Below are 18,230 nucleotides of genomic sequence, written 5' to 3' on the forward strand. Positions count from 1 at the left end.
CTCTGGACCCAGTAATTCAAGCGAAATTTTAGGATGCCGAATGAAGATTAAAGCGCTTTTGGGTGTTGCGGGCGTACATGAAAGAGAAAATAGCCGTGCGCTTAGGGTCGGGAAAATTTTTGAATACCTGGTCGCTTTTGCGCTTCTTCTGGTCTTTGTCCAACTTATCCTTGCATTAAGTGATTATCCGATCGATTCCCCTTGGTTGAATGCGGTTCTGTGGAGTGTTTTCTTCTGCGAACTGGTCGTCAATCTTTCTCTGGTAGACAAGAAACGTCGCTACCTTGCTGAAAACTGGTTAAATCTTCTGATCGTGATGCTGGCGGTGCCATGGGTCAATTGGCAGGGGGATTGGGCGATGATTTTCCGTTCACTGCGTCTTGTCCTGCTGTTGCGTTTTATAACCAGTTTTTTTCAGGATGCGATGCTGCTGCTCGGCCGGAATCGTTTTGGACAGATTCTGATCGGTTTCGTGTTTCTGATAATCGGTGCCGGCAGTATATTTTCCTATATCGAAGATCGGCCGTTTATTGACGGGATCTGGTATGCGATTGTCACTATCACCACGGTCGGCTATGGCGATGTGGTGCCATATACGGAAGAGGGGCGAATTTTCGGTACCGTCCTGATTGTTTTCGGAGTGCTGTTTTTCTCGCTGGTTACGGCAAACTTCTCGGCGTTTCTGATCGGTTCGGATCAGCGAAAGCTGGAAAAAGATATTCTGAACTATGTGCGCCAGACCGAAAAACGTCTGATCAAGCAGAGTATGGATATCGAAAAGCATGTGGAAAGCATTATGTTGCATTCGACTCAGGAAGTTGATCGTTTGCAGAAAGAGTTACAGCGTTATCAGCTTCTCGAGGAACACTTGCAGCGACTGCAGAAGGAGAAGGATTCGGAAGAAGCGCTCTTTATGCATAAGCAGAGCAAAGAGTTAAGTGCCGGCGATAAAAACAGCGAGTCGGATAAAAAACAGGAAGACGCCGTTTCTTCGGCTAAGCAGGATGATCTTTAGCTTAGAACGCCCATTTCAGTTTCAAGGTTGATTTAAAGTATATTTATCCTACGATTAATAGGATTGACTTTTTCCGATTAAAAGCCTATATTCACCGCTAATTTATAAAAATATGACAAAAGGACAGAGCGCATGGCAGATAGACGTCTTCAGGTATTTCATACCGTTGCTAAGGTAATGAGTTTTACCAAAGCTGCAGAGACACTCCATATGACTCAACCGGCTGTTACCTTTCAGGTAAAGCAGCTTGAAGATTTCTTCAATACCCGTCTTTTCGACCGAACTCACAATAAAATCACCCTCACTGAAGCCGGTAAGGTTGTTTATGACTATGCCGATCAGATTCTTGAATTGTACGAAAAAATGAATTCGGAAGTTCGAGAGCTAACGGGTGAAGTGACCGGGACTCTGGTGATTGGTGCCAGTACCACCATCGCTGAATATATGCTTCCTAGTCTTCTTGGAGCTTTCAAAAAACAGTACGAAGATGTCAATATCCGTCTTCAGGTTGGTAATACCGATGCGATCGTCTCGATGGTTGAGAATAATATGATCGATCTGGGACTGGTGGAAGCGCCGGTACAGAATAAGAACCTTGAAGTGGATGTGTGTCGTATCGATGAGATGCAGTTGATTTGTCCTTTGGATCACCCGCTTGCCAAGCGCGATAAGGTGACGGTCGAAGATTTCCGTAAATACGGCTATATCTCTCGTGAAGAAGGTTCCGGTTCGCGTCAGGTTATCGATTCTTATATTCGTGAGCAGGGCTTCAGCTATAGCGACCTTAATGTTGTTATGGAATTGGGTAGCCCGGAAGCAGTTAAAATGGCTGTAGAGTCGGATGTAGGGGTTGCAGTGGTTTCCCGTACGACTATCGTTAAAGAATTGAAGTTGAACACGCTTAAAGCGATTCCGCTTGATCCGCCAATTCTACGTCCGTTCTCGCACGTGCGCCAGAAACACAAATTCCGTCACCGTGCGGTTGGTGAGCTGCTTGAATTCGCTATTAACTACTGTCGCGCTCGTGCGCAGGAGTTGGGCTTCCGTATTCCGACCGAGGAAGAACAGAAGACCATGGGTCGCTAAGCGAACCGAAAGCGTTTTCAGACGTGATAAAAAAACCGGGCAATGCCCGGTTTTTTTATGTGTATTGCCAGTAAAAAGCCCCGCATGAACGGGGCTTGATTGTTTACAGATTGTCCGAAGCGAATTCTGCCAGACGGGAACGTTCACCTTGTTGCAAGGTGATATGTGCGCTGTGTTCCCAGGATTTAAAACGGTCGACGATATAAGTCAAACCGGTGGTGGTTTCAGTCAGATAAGGCGAGTCAATCTGGCTGATATTCCCCAGACAGATGACCTTGGTGCCTTCGCCGGCACGGGTGACCAGAGTTTTCATCTGCTTCGGCGTCAGGTTCTGCGCCTCATCGATGATAATGAATTTTTTCTGGAAGGTTCGGCCGCGCATAAAGTTCATTGATTTGATTTTGATGCGTTTGCTCAGCAGTTCCTGCGTACTCTCTTTTTCCCAGTCGGTATAGCCGTCGGATTCGGTCAGTACTTCGAGGTTATCCATCAAGGCGCCCATCCACGGAGTCATTTTTTCTTCTTCCGTCCCCGGAAGGAAGCCGATGTCTTCACCGACCGGAATGGTGGCTCGAGTCATAATGATTTCGTTGTACAGGTTTTGATCCAAAGTCTGTTCCAGTGCGGCAGCAAGGGTCAGAAGGGTTTTCCCCGTTCCGGCCACACCCAGAAGAGAAACGAAATCGACATTCGGATCCATTAGGTGGTTCAAAGCGATGTTCTGTTCGCTGTTTCGAGCCGTAATGCCCCAAATACTGTGCGTCGGCGAGGTATAGTCACGCATGTATTCCAGAGTGGCGACGCCATTGCTGATTTTGCGGATAATTGCGCTGAATCCGGAATCATTTGCACTGACCAGTGCTTCATTGGGTTGCCATTTACAGTCATGGCCGACCTCAAGTTCATAGAAAGTGCTGCCGTCTTCCTGCCATGAACGCATGTTTTGCCCGTGCGTTTCGAAAAAATTCTCTTCCAATTCCTCCCAGCCGGTATACAGAAGATCGGCATCTTCCAGTACGCGGTCGTTATAGTAGTCTTCCGAATGCAGGCCGACAGCGGAAGATTTGATACGCATGTTAATGTCTTTGGTGACCAATGTAACATTGCGGCTTGGGTACTGTTCCTTAAGCGCGAGACCGGTTTGCAGAATGTGGTTGTCCGCTTTATGGCTCGGCAGATGCGCCGGAAGTTTGGCGACCATCGGTTCGGTTTCGAAAAACAGTTTTCCTAAATGCAGCTGTTCAAGACCGCTATTCGGGTGGATGCGTTCCAGGCTGAGGCCGTTTTGAATTTCTTCGAAAGAAGCGTTGTTGATTATCTGGTCGATCAGTCGGTTGGTTTCTCGAACATTTCGGGAGACTTCCGACATCCCTTTTTTACCGGCATCCAGTTCTTCGAGAACCGTCATCGGTAAATAGATATCGTGTTCTTCGAATTGGAAGAGCGCCATAGGGTCGTGCATCAGCACGTTGGTGTCTAAGATAAACAGGCGGCGTGGTTCATCGGTCATGGCAATTTCCTTTATGTCAGGCTGTTGTATATCGGCCTTGAATGGGGGTTACCCCTTTGCTGGCGTAGTGTGTGAATTTAAAGCATCTGTTTCAGTGTCTGCAGTACCTCTTCCGCGTGACCCTTAACTTTGACCGGGCTCCAGAGAGCGGCAACTTTTCCTTCCGGGTCGATCAAAAAAGTTGAACGGACAATGCCCATGTATTCCTTGCCGAAGTTTTTCTTGAGTTGATAGACGCCAAGCGCCTGACACAGTTCGGCTTCAGGGTCGGAAATCAGGTCGAAGGTGAACCCTTGCTTGTCTTTGAAATTATCATGACGGCGCATGGAGTCCATGGAAACACCGAAGATTTGAGCATTAAGCGCATCAAATTCAGTGTGCAGTGCGGTGAAGTCGAGGCCTTCGGTGGTACAGCCGGGAGTCGAGTCTTTGGGGTAGAAGTATAAGACGCTGTAGCGGCCGATGAAGTCTTGTTCGGAAAGGGTTCTTTCGTTGGTGGCTTGAAGTGAAAATTGTGGCAGGCTATCGCCGATTTTTGCCATCATTCTCGATCCTTTATTTTTTTAGATTCGCTGAAGTTGGTATAGGCCAAGGGCGCAGTTTTGCTTTTTTACGTTACAAGGCCTCCGAAATTCCAGTATGCCATTTTTAAAAAAACAGGCAACCGAAAAAAAGCAAAAAAACTTGCGCTTGGCTAAGCGTTGATCAAGCAGTTGCAGTCAGCCCGGAGAGAGCGGGTTAAAGGGGATGAATTTGGTTGAAGTGTCTGGGGGGAAAGGGTAATATTACCTTTTTAAAATTTGCGTTATAGGATTGGGGAGTTTTACTGTGTACACAGGCAGTATGGTGGCTTTAGTTACGCCCATGTTAGAAGATGAATCTGTCGATTATGCCGCTTTGGAAAAGTTGATTGAATTCCATATAGAATCGCAAACGGATGCGATTGTTGCAGTAGGAACTACCGGAGAATCCGCGACTCTGGATTTTGATGAGCACTGTGAAGTCGTGCGTTTTGTCGTTCAGAAGGTTGCCGGTCGCATTCCTGTTATTGCCGGTACCGGTGCCAACTCGACCCGTGAAGCGATCGAGCTGACGCAGTGTGCTAAAGATGCCGGAGCTGATGCCTGTCTGCTGGTTTCCCCATACTACAACAAGCCGACTCAGGAAGGTCTTTTCCTGCATCACAAGAAAGTGGCCGAAACGGTCGATATCCCGCAAATTCTCTATAATGTACCGGGGCGTACCGCTGTTGATATGCTTCCGGAAACCGTTATTCGTCTTTCAACGATTGAAAATATTATCGGTGTTAAGGAAGCGACCGGTGATATCAGCCGTGTTGCTCAAATCAAAGCCGGTGTAAGTGAGGACTTTGCGCTTTATACCGGTGACGATGCGACCGCGGTCGATTTTATTCTTGCCGGTGGCCATGGCGGTATCTCGGTTACCGCGAACGTCGCTCCGAAAGCCGTTCATGATGTTTATGCCGCTGCTCTGGCGGGGGATGAAGCGACTGCTCGTGCAGTGGACGCTCCTTTGACTGCGCTGCATAAAGATCTGTTTATCGAAGCCAATCCGATTCCGGTAAAATGGGCGCTGGCGGAAATGGGATTGATCGGTCATACGATTCGTCTGCCTTTAACGATCTTGTCCGAATCTGCTCAGCCGACCGTTCGTCAGGCAATGCAGAGTGCCGGAATTCGTTAAATATTTTATCTGGTTGCCCGTGAAAGCTGGTCACGGGCAGATATCCAAAAAACTTTTCAGCAAACTAAAATTTAAGGTTTAAAAGTTTATGCGCTTTGCGAAAAAAACGCTGGTAGCTTCTACCCTTGTGATGACATTCGGCCTGAGCGGGTGCTCAACCATCTCAAATCTCTTCGGCTCAGATGAGTCTTACCGCGACGGTGAAGCGAAAACGGTTAAATCTCTAGAAATTCCTCCTAATCTGTTTGATCCGGGCAGAAAAGAAAATCAGTTGGCGCCTGCATTGCGTCAAGCTGAGAGTGCAATTGCCCAAGAGCAGATGAAGAATGATTACATTCCGACTTTTAAGGCCGATGGCGTGTCGATCAAGTTTAATCTTTCCGAGCGCTGGCTTGAACTTGCCACGATCGATAGCGATCAGGTCTGGGCCGGGCTGCAACGCTTTTTCAGTAATCAGGGCTTTAAGATTGCTGAAGCACGTAAAGATATCGGTATTCTGAAAACAGATTATGTCAGCCGTAAAGAATTGGCACCGACCGATCGTTATGAAAGTGCGATCAGTAAACTTTTAAACAGCTGGCGTCCGGAGTTAGCCGACGGGGCGTTTGATAAGTACGTTGCCCGCGTGGAAACGGATATGCAGAACGGGGTAACCCGTGTGTTTATCAATCACCACGAAATGGTCGAGCCGGGTGAGCGCAATGACACGCTAACTTCTGCGGCTTGGCAGATGCGTCCATACAGCCCGGTGCTTGAAGCTCAGGAACTGTATCAGGCAATGTTGTTCTTCGGATCGACCGAAGAGGTTGCTTTGGCGCAACTTAAAGCCAGTGTTCAACAGGTGGAAACGGTTGACGGTGAGGAGTTTGAAGGTCTGCGCATGAAAGCGTCCATCGAGGCGTCGTGGGATTACCTGCAGTCTACGATCTATCGCGCTAACTGGAATATTCATAAGAGCAACGGCGAGACTAAGCGCATGGAAGTGGATGTTCCTGAGTCGGTTCGCGAAGAGACCGGGTTCTTTGACACTCTTGCTTTCTGGAAGAAAAGATCCAAAACCGATCTGCCGGAACGTGTCAAGTTGACGCTGACGGAAAACGACGACCAGACCAGTCTGCTGAAAGTTTCGGCCTTGGAGGGCGACACGCCGCTTAACGCCGAGCAGAGACGTTACGTATTTGAAAGCCTCGGATTATTGGCAAAATAATCCGACTTAAAGATTTGCCCTCATTATTTGAGGGCTTTGTTTTTTTCGAAAGGACAAAAAACTATGCAAATTATTTGGGGAAATCCCGCACATTCCGCTTATCGTTTAAATCAGTTGTTAACAAAGCTGCAAGCTGCCGCACCCATTCGTGCGCTACAGTCTCAGTTTGTCTATTTTGTTGACCTTTCCTCGGAACTTTCCGCTGAAGAAAAAGCGCATCTGAATGTTTTGCTGAATAAAGACGCTGCAGATCAAAACGGTAATCTGGGTGATGACAGCTGTATTGTGACACCTCGAATCGGAACGATTTCTCCATGGTCATCAAAAGCGACCGATATTACTCACACCTGTGGTATTGATAAAGTTCTGCGTATCGAACGCGGGATTGTTTATCACTTTGAAGGGGTTAAGGCAGAAGATAAAGCGGCGCTTGAAGCGCTGGTGCATGACCGCATGGTTGAAGTTGTCAACCATGATTTTGTCGCGCTGGAAAACCTGTTCTCGCATCAGTCTCCTAAACCGATGACCACTGTCGATGTGCTGGGCGGCGGACGTGATGCCCTTGCGATTGCGAACAAAGAAATGGGGCTGGCGCTTTCGGAAGATGAAATTGATTATTTGGTAGATGCTTTTAACGGCCTGGGCCGTAACCCTGTCGATGCCGAATTGATGATGTTTGCTCAGGCGAACTCCGAGCACTGCCGTCATAAAATCTTTAATGCCGACTGGACGATTGACGGTCAAGATAAAGACAAGTCGTTGTTTGGAATGATCCGCAATACTTATCAGTGTAACTCGGAGGGTGTGCTTTCGGCGTACAGCGACAACGCTGCGGTAATCGAAGGACCTATGGCGACGCGTTTCTTCCCGAACCCGCAAACCCGTCAGTATCAGTTCTCTGAAGAACCGGTGCACTTCCAGATTAAAGTCGAAACACACAATCACCCGACGGCGATTTCGCCTTGGCCGGGTGCAGCGACCGGTTCAGGTGGAGAAATCCGCGATGAAGGTGCGACCGGACGTGGTTCCAAGCCAAAGGCTGGACTGACCGGTTTTACCGTTTCCAATCTGAATATTCCTGGGTTTGAACAGCCTTGGGAGAAACCTTACGGTAAGCCGGGGCGCATTGTTACGCCGATGGATATTATGATTGAAGGCCCTCTGGGTGCAGCCGGATTCAATAACGAATTCGGTCGTCCGGCAATCAATGGTTATTTCCGTACCTATGAAAATGCTTTGATTACTCACGACGGTGAAGAGATCCGCGGTTACCACAAGCCGATTATGCTGGCCGGTGGTCTGGGAAGTATTCGTGAAATGCATATTCAGAAAGGGGATATCCCGGTAGGCGCGAAACTGGTTATTTTGGGTGGTCCAGCGATGTTGATCGGTCTCGGCGGTGGTGCCGCGTCATCGGTTGAAACCGGTTCCGGTGCGGAAAATCTGGATTTCGCTTCTGTGCAGCGTGAAAACCCTGAAATGGAACGTCGTGCACAAGAAGTTATCGATCGTTGTACTTATCTGGGCGAAGATTCGCCGATTGCCTCTATTCATGACGTAGGTGCCGGTGGTATCTCGAACGCTTTCCCTGAGTTGGTCAATGATGCCGGTCGCGGCGGTAAGATTGATCTTCGCAAAGTGCCGAACGACGAACCGGGCATGTCGCCGATGGAAATCTGGTCGAACGAATCCCAGGAGCGTTACGTTATTGCCGTTTATCCGGACAAGATTGATCAGTTCATCGAAATCTGTGAGCGTGAGCGAGCCATTTATGCGATCGTCGGTGAAGCGACCAAAGAGCAAGAGCTGGTTGTAAACGATACCGTATTTGAAAACAATCCGGTTGATATGCCTCTGAACGTTCTTCTGGGCAAGCCGCCTAAGATGCACCGTACGGCAGAAACCCGCAAGATTCCGCAGGCCGGATTTGAGACCGCTAATCTGGATTTGAACGACGTGGCCGAACGTTTGATGAAGTTGCCGACCATTGCGTCGAAGAACTTCCTGATCACTATTGGCGACCGTACCATTACCGGTATGGTGACACGCGATCAGATGGTCGGGCCGTGGCAGGTTCCTGTGGCGAATGCCGGTGTCACCTGTTCCGACTATAACGGATACACCGGTGAAGCGATGGCTTCCGGTGAGCGTCCTCCGGTCGCACTGATCAATCCGAAAGCTTCTGCGCGTCTGTCGATCGCCGAAGCGATTACTAATATTGCCTGCGCTAAGATTAATAAGATGTCGGACATTAAGATCTCTGCTAACTGGATGGCCGCTGCAGGGCATCCGGGTGAAGATTCGGCACTTTATGATGCGGTGGAAACCGTTGGTATGGAATTGTGTCCGGCATTGGGCATTGCGGTTCCGGTCGGTAAGGATTCCATGTCGATGAAGACCGTCTGGAAGGACGGCGATCAAGACAAGGCGGTTATCTCTCCGATGTCTTTGAATATCACGACTTTCGCGCCGGTTGAAGATGTACGTAAAACCGTTACGCCGCAGTTGCGTACCGATTTGGGTGATACCGAACTGCTGGTTATCGACCTTGGTAAAGGTCAAAACCGTATCGGTGCAAGCTGTCTGGCGCAGGTGTACGGTCAGGTTGGTGAAACTTCAGCCGATTTGGATTCTGCGGACGATCTATTGAACCTGTTCAATGCGACTCAGGCGTTGTTGGCCGACGATAAGATTGTGGCCTATCATGACCGCGCCGACGGTGGTCTATTGGTAACTCTGCTTGAGATGGCGTTTGCCGGTCATACTGGTCTGAACGTCGATATCTCTGCTTTGGGCGCTGAGCCGGTGGCTGCATTGTGTGCCGAAGAGGTCGGTGTTGTTGTGCAGATTAAATCTGCTGATAAAGCAGCCGTTGAAGCGGTATTGGCTGAATACGGTCTTTCTGCCATGAGCCACTTTATCGGTACGCTTGCAGCTGACGATAAGATCGCAATTGCGGCGAATGGTTCAGAAATCTTCAATATGCCGCGTAAACAGTTGCAGACGTGGTGGTCCGAGACCTCTTACCGTATGCAGGCGATTCGTGATAATGAAGAGTGTGCGAAGCAGGAATTTGCAGCGATCGAGAACGATGCGAACACCGAAATTAATCCGTTGGTTACTTTTGATATTAATGACGATATTACGGCTGAATTTGCCGGACAAGCTCGTCCGAAAGTAGCTATCCTGCGTGAACAGGGTGTTAACGGACAGCAGGAAATGGCCGCCGCTTTCACTAAAGCCGGCTTCGATGCGATCGATGTGCATATGAGCGACGTGCTTTCCGGTGAAGTGCAGTTTGACGATTTCCGCGGTCTGGTTGCCTGTGGCGGTTTCTCTTACGGTGACGTTTTGGGAGCCGGTCGCGGTTGGGCGAATTCGATTCTGTTCAATGATACGGCGCGCAGCACTTTTGAAAGCTTCTTCCAGCGTGAAGATACCTTTACCCTTGGGGTCTGTAATGGTTGTCAGATGTTGTCGAACCTGAAAGAAATTATTCCGGGTGCGGAAAGCTGGCCGGCGTTTGTACGCAACACCTCCGAGCAATTCGAAGCGCGCTTCTCTCAGGTTCAGATTGAAGAGTCGCCATCTATCCTGTTAAAAGGCATGGAAGGTACGCGTATTCCGGTTGCGGTTGCGCACGGTGAAGGCCGTATGGATTTCGGTGCCGGTGATTCATCGCAGGTCGAAGGTCTGGTCGGGGTACGTTATGTCGATGCTGCCGGTAATCCGACCGAAGCTTATCCGTTTAACCCGAACGGATCCGCTCAGGGTATGACAGGTCTGACAACTCCGGACGGGCGCGTGACGATTATGATGCCGCACCCTGAACGTGTGTTCCGTACCGTGCAGAATTCATGGCATCCGGATGAGTGGCTGGAAGATGCTCCTTGGATGCGTCTGTTCCGCAACGCCCGTAAATGGGTCGGCTGATTGCCGTCGAATCATTGATTCAATAATTGAAAACCCGGGGTAACCGGGTTTTTACGTAACAGGATCGGAGTAAATTAAGTTCTCATATAAGAGGAAAAATTTATTAGTAAATCCTAATAAATAAATTCTAATAATGAATAACATTCATTTATTTGACTTTGATTTGCCGAACCCTTAAATTTGACAGAATTTTTTGGGCCGGGTTAAATGTTGCCGGTCAGGAAGGTTGGAAACTTCGACCTTTTAAGAGAAATATTCGCGTTAGCGATGTAATTTAAAATAACAACGGAGAGACCTGATGTCTTTAAATCGCCGAGAATTTCTACATGTAATGTCTATGGCTGCTGCGGCAGGTATGTTGCCAGGTACGGCTTCTGCAATGTCTGGTGGTGCTGATAAAGCAGCTGCTGCGAAAGCGTCTGCAGAAATCTACAACCGCCCAATGAAAGGTAAGGTTCGTCTGCTACACATTACAGATACGCATGCTCAGTTGAAGCCAATCTACTTCCGTGAGCCAAACGTAAACTTGGGTACAGGTCCAGCTTTCGGTAAATTGCCGCACGTTGTTGGTGAAAAACTTCTTAAAGAAGTAGGTGTTGAAGCAGGTACTCCTCTTGCTCACGCATTCTCTTACCTGAACTTCCAAGACGCTTCTGAAACCTACGGTAAAGTTGGTGGTTTCGCACACCTTAAAACTGTTCTAGATATGCTTCGCGATCAAGCTGGCGGTCAGCAAAACACGATCACTATGGATGGTGGTGACCTTTGGCACGGTTCCGGTACTGCGCTATGGACTCGTGGTGCGGACATGGTTGAAGCGTCAAACCAGATCGGTGTTGATATTATGACTGGTCACTGGGAATTCACTTACAAAGAAGAAGAAGTTCTTAAAAACCTGAACAACTTCAAAGGTGAGTTCGTTGCACAGAACATCCGTGTTAAAGAAGATTCTCTATTCGGTGACGCTTACCGTGAAATGGTTGAAGCGAACAACGGCATCGGTCTATACGACGAAGACGAAGCTCGCGCATTCAAACCATATGTAATCAAAGTTGTTAACGGCGAGCGTGTTGCGGTTGTCGGTCAGGCGTTCCCACGTACTGCTAACGCGAACCCTCAGTCTAACTTCCCGGATTGGTCTTTCGGTCTACGTGAAGACGCGCTTCAGGAAACTGTTGATCACATCCGTGAAAACGAAAAACCTGCTGCGATCGTTATGATCTCTCACAACGGTATGGACGTTGATATCAAGATGGCTTCTCGCGTTTCCGGTATCGATGCAATCTTCGGTGGTCACACGCATGACGGTGTTCCTAAAACTATCAATGTTAAAACTCCTGAAGGCGGTGTTTGTTACGTTACTAACGCTGGTTCTAACGGTAAGTTCGTTGGTTGTATGGACCTTGATATCCAGAACGGTAAGCTTAAAGGTGTTAATTACTCGCTTCTACCAGTATTCTCTAACGTTGTTGAAGCGGATGCAGGCGTTCAGAAATTCATCGATGACCTATACAACACCAAGTATGACAACAACGTTATCGAATCACGTCGTGAAAGCGCTTACGTAAACAAAGATCGTCTAGGTAAAACTTACGGTGAGATCCTTGGTGAAGAGCTAGCGGTAGCGGAAGACACTCTATACCGTCGTGGTAACTTCATGGGTACTTGGGACCAGATCATCGTTAACGCACTACGTGAAGAGCACGATACGCAAATCGCAATGTCTGCCGGTGTTCGCTGGGGTACTTCTGTTCTTGCAGGTGAAACCATCACTATGGAACGCGTAATGGATGAAACTTCTATGACTTACGGTGAAACCTACAAGTCTGAAGTGACTGGTGCGCAAATGAAAGATATCCTTGAAGGTATCTGTGAGAACCTATTCCAGAAAGACCCATACCTACAGTCTGGTGGTGATATGGTTCGTCTTGGTGGTATGGACTACACTTGTGAGCCAAACGCAGCACTTGGTAGCCGTATCTCTGATATGCGTCTTGATGACGGTACTCCGCTTGAAGCGAACAAAACTTATACTGTTGCCGGTTGGGCGCAGGTTGAGGCAATCGGTGAAGGCCGCCTAATGTGGGATGTTACTGCTGATTACCTACGTCGTCACAAAAACGACATGAAGCTTAAGAAAGTTAACCATCCTAAGCTTAAAGGTGTTTCTGACAACCCAGGTATCGAAGCATACCCAGGTGAAATGGCTTAATTTTCAATTAAGTTATAACACGCAAAAGAACCCGGCCCAGTTTATCTGCGCCGGGTTTTTTTATGTCTGTGGATTATTGCCGACGATGTGTTAATTTAAAAAGCGTCGATTGTCGATGTTTGAGTGAATTGAGTCTGATTGATGCATATAGGTGTTTGATGATTTATTTAATTCGTCTTACTTTTCCGGCTATTTATGGCTTCGGTATTCGCCAGCTTGGCTTGCTGTTACTGCTTTCGATTCAAGGATGTGTTTGGGTTGCCACACCGGATATTGCACATCTACGTGAAGATGCCGCAGTAAATCGAGTAATGGTCTGTCACGAATACGCTTGCAAACAGCTGGATGAAGTTAACTTGAGCGTAGCCGAAAAGATGCAGATTCAACAACTGTTTCAGGAAGCGTCAACTAAACCGGAAAGAGAGCGTGTCGTTATTGCCAAAGCGGTAGCGCTGATGGAGCAACTGACTGGCCAAAAAGTAGGAACCTGGCGAGATCAGGCTGAAAATAACGGAACCGGTGAACGCGGGCAGATGGATTGCATCGATGAATCGGTTAATACGACGACGTACCTCAAATTTTTTTCTGCAAACGGCTGGTTAAAGCATCATCAGGTTATGTCGAGGGTTGTGCGCAATCCTTTCTTCTTTGATGTCCATTGGACTGCGGTCATTCGGGAAATGGCAAACGGTCAGCTGTACGCTGTAGATTCCTGGTTCAGGCAAAACGGTGAGGAACCGGTGATTTTGCCTTTGGCGGATTGGAAGGCAAAGAAAGAAGCCTTTTAACTGTTTTTTAGCGCATCATTTTCATTAAATCCTGAATGCGATAGATTTTCCCTGCTCCGCCCCAGTTTCCGTCGGGAACTTCATTAATCATGACCCAGACTCGGGCGGCATTAAGTAAATTATGGTCGGTTTCTTCAACCTGCAAGATCAGATCGGTAAGCTGTGCGGTAAGCTGTTCTTTTTTATCGCCGGCCATTGTGCCTTGGAATACGCTGACATCCAGTCGGTAATGCGGTTTATCAACCTTATGACCCGCCATGTAAAAATCGTCTCGTTTAAATTCGCAGAACTGAACCCAGCTGAGGTTTTGCGCCTTGGGGTGCCCGGCCATGCCTTCAAGAGCAAGAAGGGTGTCGGTTGCCTGTTTGGCAAATTGGTGCTTTTGTTCGGCAGAAAAGGTTTTTTCCGGAAGATGTACAGTAATAAGTGGCATGGGTTGAACCTTAAGTTGGTGAACTTCAGTTTATTCTAATATCCAGTTTACCTTGGCAGATGTAATTTTTTGGATTTTTCGTAATCTCTGATTAATGGGCTCTCCAGCTGTTTAATCGTGGTCTAATCCGCTTGCCTAAGATCATAAAGAAAGAGGTTTATCCCTGATGGTTTGGTTTTGTATGAATGTTTAGGATTTTTCTATCTGAATAAGGGGCGTTATTTAAGACGGTTAGCAATTTGCTCTGGAATAAGTTTTATTAATTTTTCATGGATTTGGATCAACTATGAGACATATGTCCAATGTAAATTTTGAGGCTGTTCGAATAATAAATAATACTTAAGGTAGTCAGCTATCTGATATCAATTATATAAATTATGTTTATTTGTTTAAAACCTACAGGTTCTCATTTTTAGGTTTTTATCAATCGACCAGTTTGAATGATTATTAAATTAGTTTAGTTAATCGTGTATTCGTTTAAGTCTTTTAGCTTTTCCAAAAAGGTGAATTCTATGAAAAAAACAGTTTTAAACTCAGCTATAGCTGCGGCGATGTTGGCATTAACCGCTTGTGGCGGATCGAGTAGTGATTCGGATGGAACAATCACAACATCAATCAGCGGGACTGCAAGCGCACCGGGCGGTTCTGTTGCCTATTTAAAAACATCCGATCGAATTATGATGGCCTTAGGAGAATTCTTCCTGCCGTCAGCCCATGCTGGTTTTACCGGTTTAGAGCCGGTAACCGGTGCTACCGTTGAATTAATTCGTATCGATGATGACGGAAATCAAGTAGGGGATGTTCTGGCATCAACGACAACTTCTGTAACCGGTGAGTATACTTTGGCCTTGCCGGAAGGAGTTTCTTTGGCAGGTAATTTGGTCGTAAGAATAACCGGAACCACCGATACGCTCGAAGCGATGGTCGTTGATCAGCAAGTTGATATTAACCCTATTTCCAAGTATGTATTAGATAAATTCGTTGATGACGACACGGTCGTATTGGCGGATTTGGATGTTAACGACATAGTCACCTTGAGTGGAAAAGTTGATGAATTTGATTTAACGGCCGCTCCTGACGCCAGTCTGACTGAATTATTGGCACAGTTGGAAGCGGAAGTCGGGGAGTTTGTCGAAAGCGAGATTGAAGTCATTGAATCTGAACCGGCGGATGCAACCCAAATTGCGTCTGTCTCCGGAACATGGGCCCTGATGCAAGGGTCCGTCGCTCAGCATGATTCTGAAGCGGGGGATTATGGGACTACGGCTTCAGAAATAAGCCTTGAGAAAATCAATGTTGCAAGCGGTGTGGAGAGTGGAGAAGTTGAAATTTCTTCGAATAGTCTGTTCTTGGATGCAGAAGCGCAAATGGGCGTCTATAACGGCGGTCAGTCGCTAACAACCTATACAGAAACCCAGGGAGACACGTTTTCTTTTACAGCCGATCTTGATAGCAACGGAAATTTAGTTATTGAAGAGCCGTTTAGTGAGGAGTTAGAGGCCGTAGCCGCTGAAGATTTGGATGGGCCGGATTTTGGTTGGCGATATCCGCCGTCAACTATTTTAATCAACAGTTCCGGGAACGATAATCTTAAGCTTGTTTTCAATAAAAGTGCCGCAGTACGTTACGAAACGGTTGATACTAATAGTGACGGAATTAAAGACGCCATTAATCCGGATGCCAAGTCCGGGGATGAGGTTTTTGTTGATTATACGGTGATTCTGAAACAGGCGGAAACTCCGCCAACCCAGCTAACCGGTGATTACGGTTACCTTACTTATCAGCAGGAGATGGATGAGGGTGGTTATTCATACTATAGCGTTGAATCAGGTAAGGCTTCCTTTACCGGCGCGACTACCTTTGATATCAATTATGCGACAAGTGAGATAGAGCGAATTAGAAATCTGTCGACAGGGGACGTGTCGGTCAGCATGGCAGCCGATCAGCTTGGGTCAGGTGCTTCGGTATCTTATTCGATTGATTCATCAACGGGTATCATTTCTCTGTCTAACGGATACCTTCAAGGTGTGATTACTGCGGATAACAGCTTTATGGCTATGTTAGGGGTTGAAAATACCGGTCCCGATACAGGATTTATCCATAGAAGCTTTGTGGCGACCAAGTTACCTGCCTCTGTTATGCCAGATCTTAGTAATGCGCAATACAAGCTTTATGCGGTGATTTCCGGATTAGATTCGTCGGGTCGAATTGTAGCCAAAACACAGACCAGCGATTCAACTCTGGCGTTCAACGGAGATGGCACATTGGCCAGCCTTTTTGTTGAAGATAGTGGTATTGAAAGAGCTAATGATACAGCTCAAATAGAGACCCTTATCGGCCAGTCTGCTACGCTGGATAATTTAGCCGTGACTGTCGGATCCGGTGACAATCTGGGGCGTGTAAAAGTGTCTTTAGGCGATTTGTCTGATAACGGTGTTCAGGATGAATCGTTTATGGACGGCTTTGTTTCGGAAGATGGAAATTTGATGTTGTTCAAGCTGAAAACCGACTTTTCGACAACAACAGTTAATGAATATGAGGTTGGATTTGTGATTGCAGTCAAAAAATAATTAACCTTGGTTCAACTCAAAAAACCCAATCCTTGTGGTTGGGTTTTTTTATTTCTGATGGTGTGAAACGAATGCGGTTAATTCGATTGTCGTATTTATTTAATCTTGTCTGATGAAAAGCATGAGGTTTAAGGGCTAACCTCGAATAATATTCTGATGTTTGAGTCGCTCGCGACTATGCGCATAAGCTAGGGTTGAAGGGGGGAGGGGTTTTGCGGGCAGAGTAAAAGGCAGGGTTTGAATGGCTGGCCCCTGTGCAGATTAGCGCAGGGAATTCGGTTTCTCGGTTTACTGAATTTTCAGATAAGCAAAACCTTCGCTTTGCAGGATTGCGATCTTGGCGACACCGGACGGGGCGAACTGAATGCCTTTATAAACCTTGTCCTGCGGTAGGCCGACTTCGTCACGGGTTTTGTCGCACAGGTGGACTTTAACGCCGCGCACATTGATCAATGCATCCAGACGACCTTTTAATTCGTCACGACGCTCGAGAAGAGCGGCATCATGTTCGTAAGGAGTGCCTTTTAAGGCGTCGTCCGTGGTAAAGCGCAGGCCGTAACCGACAAACACCAGGTGGACTTCAGGCTCCATTAGTTCGGATTCGTAGAAGTTCATAATATTGTTAATGGAAGTCAGAGTTGCCGAATAACGGGTCGGATCGGCAAAATCGACATGATAAACCACTTTGGCGCCGTCATCGGCGGCCTGCGCCTGGGCGTTCAATCCGAAGAACGTCAGGGCGATCAGCAGGATTTGGGTCATCTTTTTGAATAGGTGCATAGAGTTACTCCTCGTTTTATTGTTTTTTAGGGACAAAAAAAGCGACTTTCCAATTGAAGAGTCGCTTTTTGAACGGATTACATAATGCGGATAATTTCGCGCGTGCTGGCTAGGCTTTGAATGGCTTCGTTGACGCGTTTGAAGAGGATTTGACTGTCTTCGTCCGGGCTGCGTAACTCGGTAACGCCGGCATGGCTGGTCAGACAGGTAGTCTGGCCGTCATCCAGTTTGAATTTATGCCCCGAGATTTTTTCCTGAATCAGTTTGCCGATGCGCAGAGCGTCGACAGCTTTGACTTCCGGTAAGGCAACCATAAATTGATCGCAGCTCAAGCGACCGATTGGCCCCATATCCTTGATGACCGATTGAATGGCGTGAGCCGCACCTAAAATCGCTTTGTCGCCCATTTCATGACCATAGCCGTCGGTAATGTTTTTGAAGCAATCCAGATTGATCTTAATCAGGGATAGTGGCTGATTATTCATCTTGGCGCGATTGAGTTCTTCGTTGAGCAGGTCAAGGAAGAAGTCGCGGTTATACAGATTAGTCAAAGGGTCATTGGAAGAGAGATGCTCGATCTGTTCTTCCATATGCTTTCGGCTGGTAATATTAATCGCCAGCCAGATCGCAGCCGGTTGTCCGTAGCTTTCGCTGTCAACCGGATAAACCCGCGCTTCATACCATTGCCCGCCGGAAGGGCCTTCAGAAACGCCGTTGACTTCGTCATTCGCCAGCTGGTATTCGATCTCTTGCAGCGTATTGGATGCGATTGCCTTCTGCACGACTTTCAGGAAACGGTCAGCCATCTTTTCCGGCAGCACCTGATGATAGGTTTTACCGATAAGGCTGGAACCGTCGGCATAGAGCGTACGCTCTTGACCGCCGACAATGTCCAGATAGGTGCCGTCCCGGCCCATAATGAAGATCGGGTCGGGCATCGCATTGGCTATCGCCTCAAGGTGAGAGTAAGTGTGTTTCAGCGCGTCGCTCAT

Annotated in this window: 13 protein-coding genes; 8 read left to right on the plus strand and 5 right to left on the minus strand. The window is 47.5% G+C overall.

The window, feature by feature from the left end:
- Nucleotides 1-40: 40 nt before the first annotated feature.
- Both J3999_RS07075 and J3999_RS07080 read left to right on the plus strand, forming a co-directional pair.
- Nucleotides 41-1,015, plus strand: coding sequence for a potassium channel family protein (locus tag J3999_RS07075; protein ID WP_208127219.1), 975 nt, complete (start codon nt 41-43; stop codon nt 1,013-1,015).
- 132 nt (nt 1,016-1,147) lie between these two features.
- Nucleotides 1,148-2,101: a LysR family transcriptional regulator gene (locus tag J3999_RS07080; RefSeq protein ID WP_208127220.1), complete on the plus strand. Its 954-nt coding sequence runs from the start codon at nt 1,148-1,150 to the stop codon at nt 2,099-2,101.
- A gap of 103 nt (nt 2,102-2,204) precedes the next feature.
- Here the strand turns inward: J3999_RS07080 and J3999_RS07085 are convergent, their stop codons facing one another.
- Both J3999_RS07085 and J3999_RS07090 read right to left on the minus strand, forming a co-directional pair.
- Nucleotides 2,205-3,611, minus strand: a complete 1,407-nt coding sequence (locus J3999_RS07085; protein ID WP_208127221.1) for a PhoH family protein — start codon at nt 3,609-3,611, stop codon at nt 2,205-2,207.
- A gap of 77 nt (nt 3,612-3,688) precedes the next feature.
- Nucleotides 3,689-4,156, minus strand: a complete 468-nt coding sequence (locus tag J3999_RS07090) for a peroxiredoxin (protein WP_208127222.1) — start codon at nt 4,154-4,156, stop codon at nt 3,689-3,691.
- A 283-nt stretch (nt 4,157-4,439) separates the two neighbouring features.
- Between J3999_RS07090 and dapA the strand changes: the two genes are divergently transcribed.
- The 5 genes from dapA (at nt 4,440) to J3999_RS07115 (ending at nt 13,455) form a co-directional block, all read left to right on the plus strand.
- Complete coding sequence (dapA, locus tag J3999_RS07095; protein ID WP_208127223.1) at nt 4,440-5,315, plus strand: 4-hydroxy-tetrahydrodipicolinate synthase; 876 nt, start codon at nt 4,440-4,442, stop codon at nt 5,313-5,315.
- Between the two features lie 88 nt (nt 5,316-5,403).
- The gene (gene bamC / locus J3999_RS07100; RefSeq protein WP_208127224.1) at nt 5,404-6,522 is read left to right on the plus strand and encodes an outer membrane protein assembly factor BamC; all 1,119 of its coding nucleotides are present in this window, start codon (nt 5,404-5,406) and stop codon (nt 6,520-6,522) included.
- A 63-nt stretch (nt 6,523-6,585) separates the two neighbouring features.
- Nucleotides 6,586-10,455 carry a phosphoribosylformylglycinamidine synthase gene (purL, locus tag J3999_RS07105; protein ID WP_208127225.1) on the plus strand — a complete coding sequence of 1,290 codons (3,870 nt, stop codon included), beginning with the start codon at nt 6,586-6,588 and terminating at the stop codon, nt 10,453-10,455.
- Nucleotides 10,456-10,753: 298 nt separating this feature from the next.
- On the plus strand, nt 10,754-12,667 hold the full coding sequence (locus J3999_RS07110; RefSeq protein ID WP_208127226.1) for a 5'-nucleotidase C-terminal domain-containing protein: 1,914 nt from the start codon (nt 10,754-10,756) through the stop codon (nt 12,665-12,667).
- Nucleotides 12,668-12,825: 158 nt separating this feature from the next.
- Nucleotides 12,826-13,455: a hypothetical protein gene (locus J3999_RS07115; protein ID WP_208127227.1), complete on the plus strand. Its 630-nt coding sequence runs from the start codon at nt 12,826-12,828 to the stop codon at nt 13,453-13,455.
- A gap of 7 nt (nt 13,456-13,462) precedes the next feature.
- On the opposite strand, the gene J3999_RS07120 is transcribed toward J3999_RS07115, so the two are convergent.
- Nucleotides 13,463-13,888: a tautomerase family protein gene (locus J3999_RS07120; RefSeq protein ID WP_208127228.1), complete on the minus strand. Its 426-nt coding sequence runs from the start codon at nt 13,886-13,888 to the stop codon at nt 13,463-13,465.
- A 512-nt stretch (nt 13,889-14,400) separates the two neighbouring features.
- Between J3999_RS07120 and J3999_RS07125 the strand changes: the two genes are divergently transcribed.
- On the plus strand, nt 14,401-16,458 hold the full coding sequence (locus J3999_RS07125) for a hypothetical protein (protein WP_208127229.1): 2,058 nt from the start codon (nt 14,401-14,403) through the stop codon (nt 16,456-16,458).
- A gap of 288 nt (nt 16,459-16,746) precedes the next feature.
- Here J3999_RS07125 and J3999_RS07130 read toward each other — a convergent pair whose 3' ends face one another.
- Together J3999_RS07130 and J3999_RS07135 are read right to left on the minus strand one after the other, a co-directional pair.
- Entirely contained in the window at nt 16,747-17,238 is a 492-nt protein-coding gene (locus J3999_RS07130) for a DsrE family protein (RefSeq protein WP_208127230.1), read from the minus strand.
- 77 nt (nt 17,239-17,315) lie between these two features.
- Entirely contained in the window at nt 17,316-18,230 is a 915-nt protein-coding gene (locus J3999_RS07135; RefSeq protein WP_173285322.1) for a GGDEF domain-containing protein, read from the minus strand.

Source organism: Thiomicrorhabdus sp. 6S3-12 (assembly GCF_017571475.1).
GTDB lineage: Bacteria > Pseudomonadota > Gammaproteobacteria > Thiomicrospirales > Thiomicrospiraceae > Thiomicrorhabdus.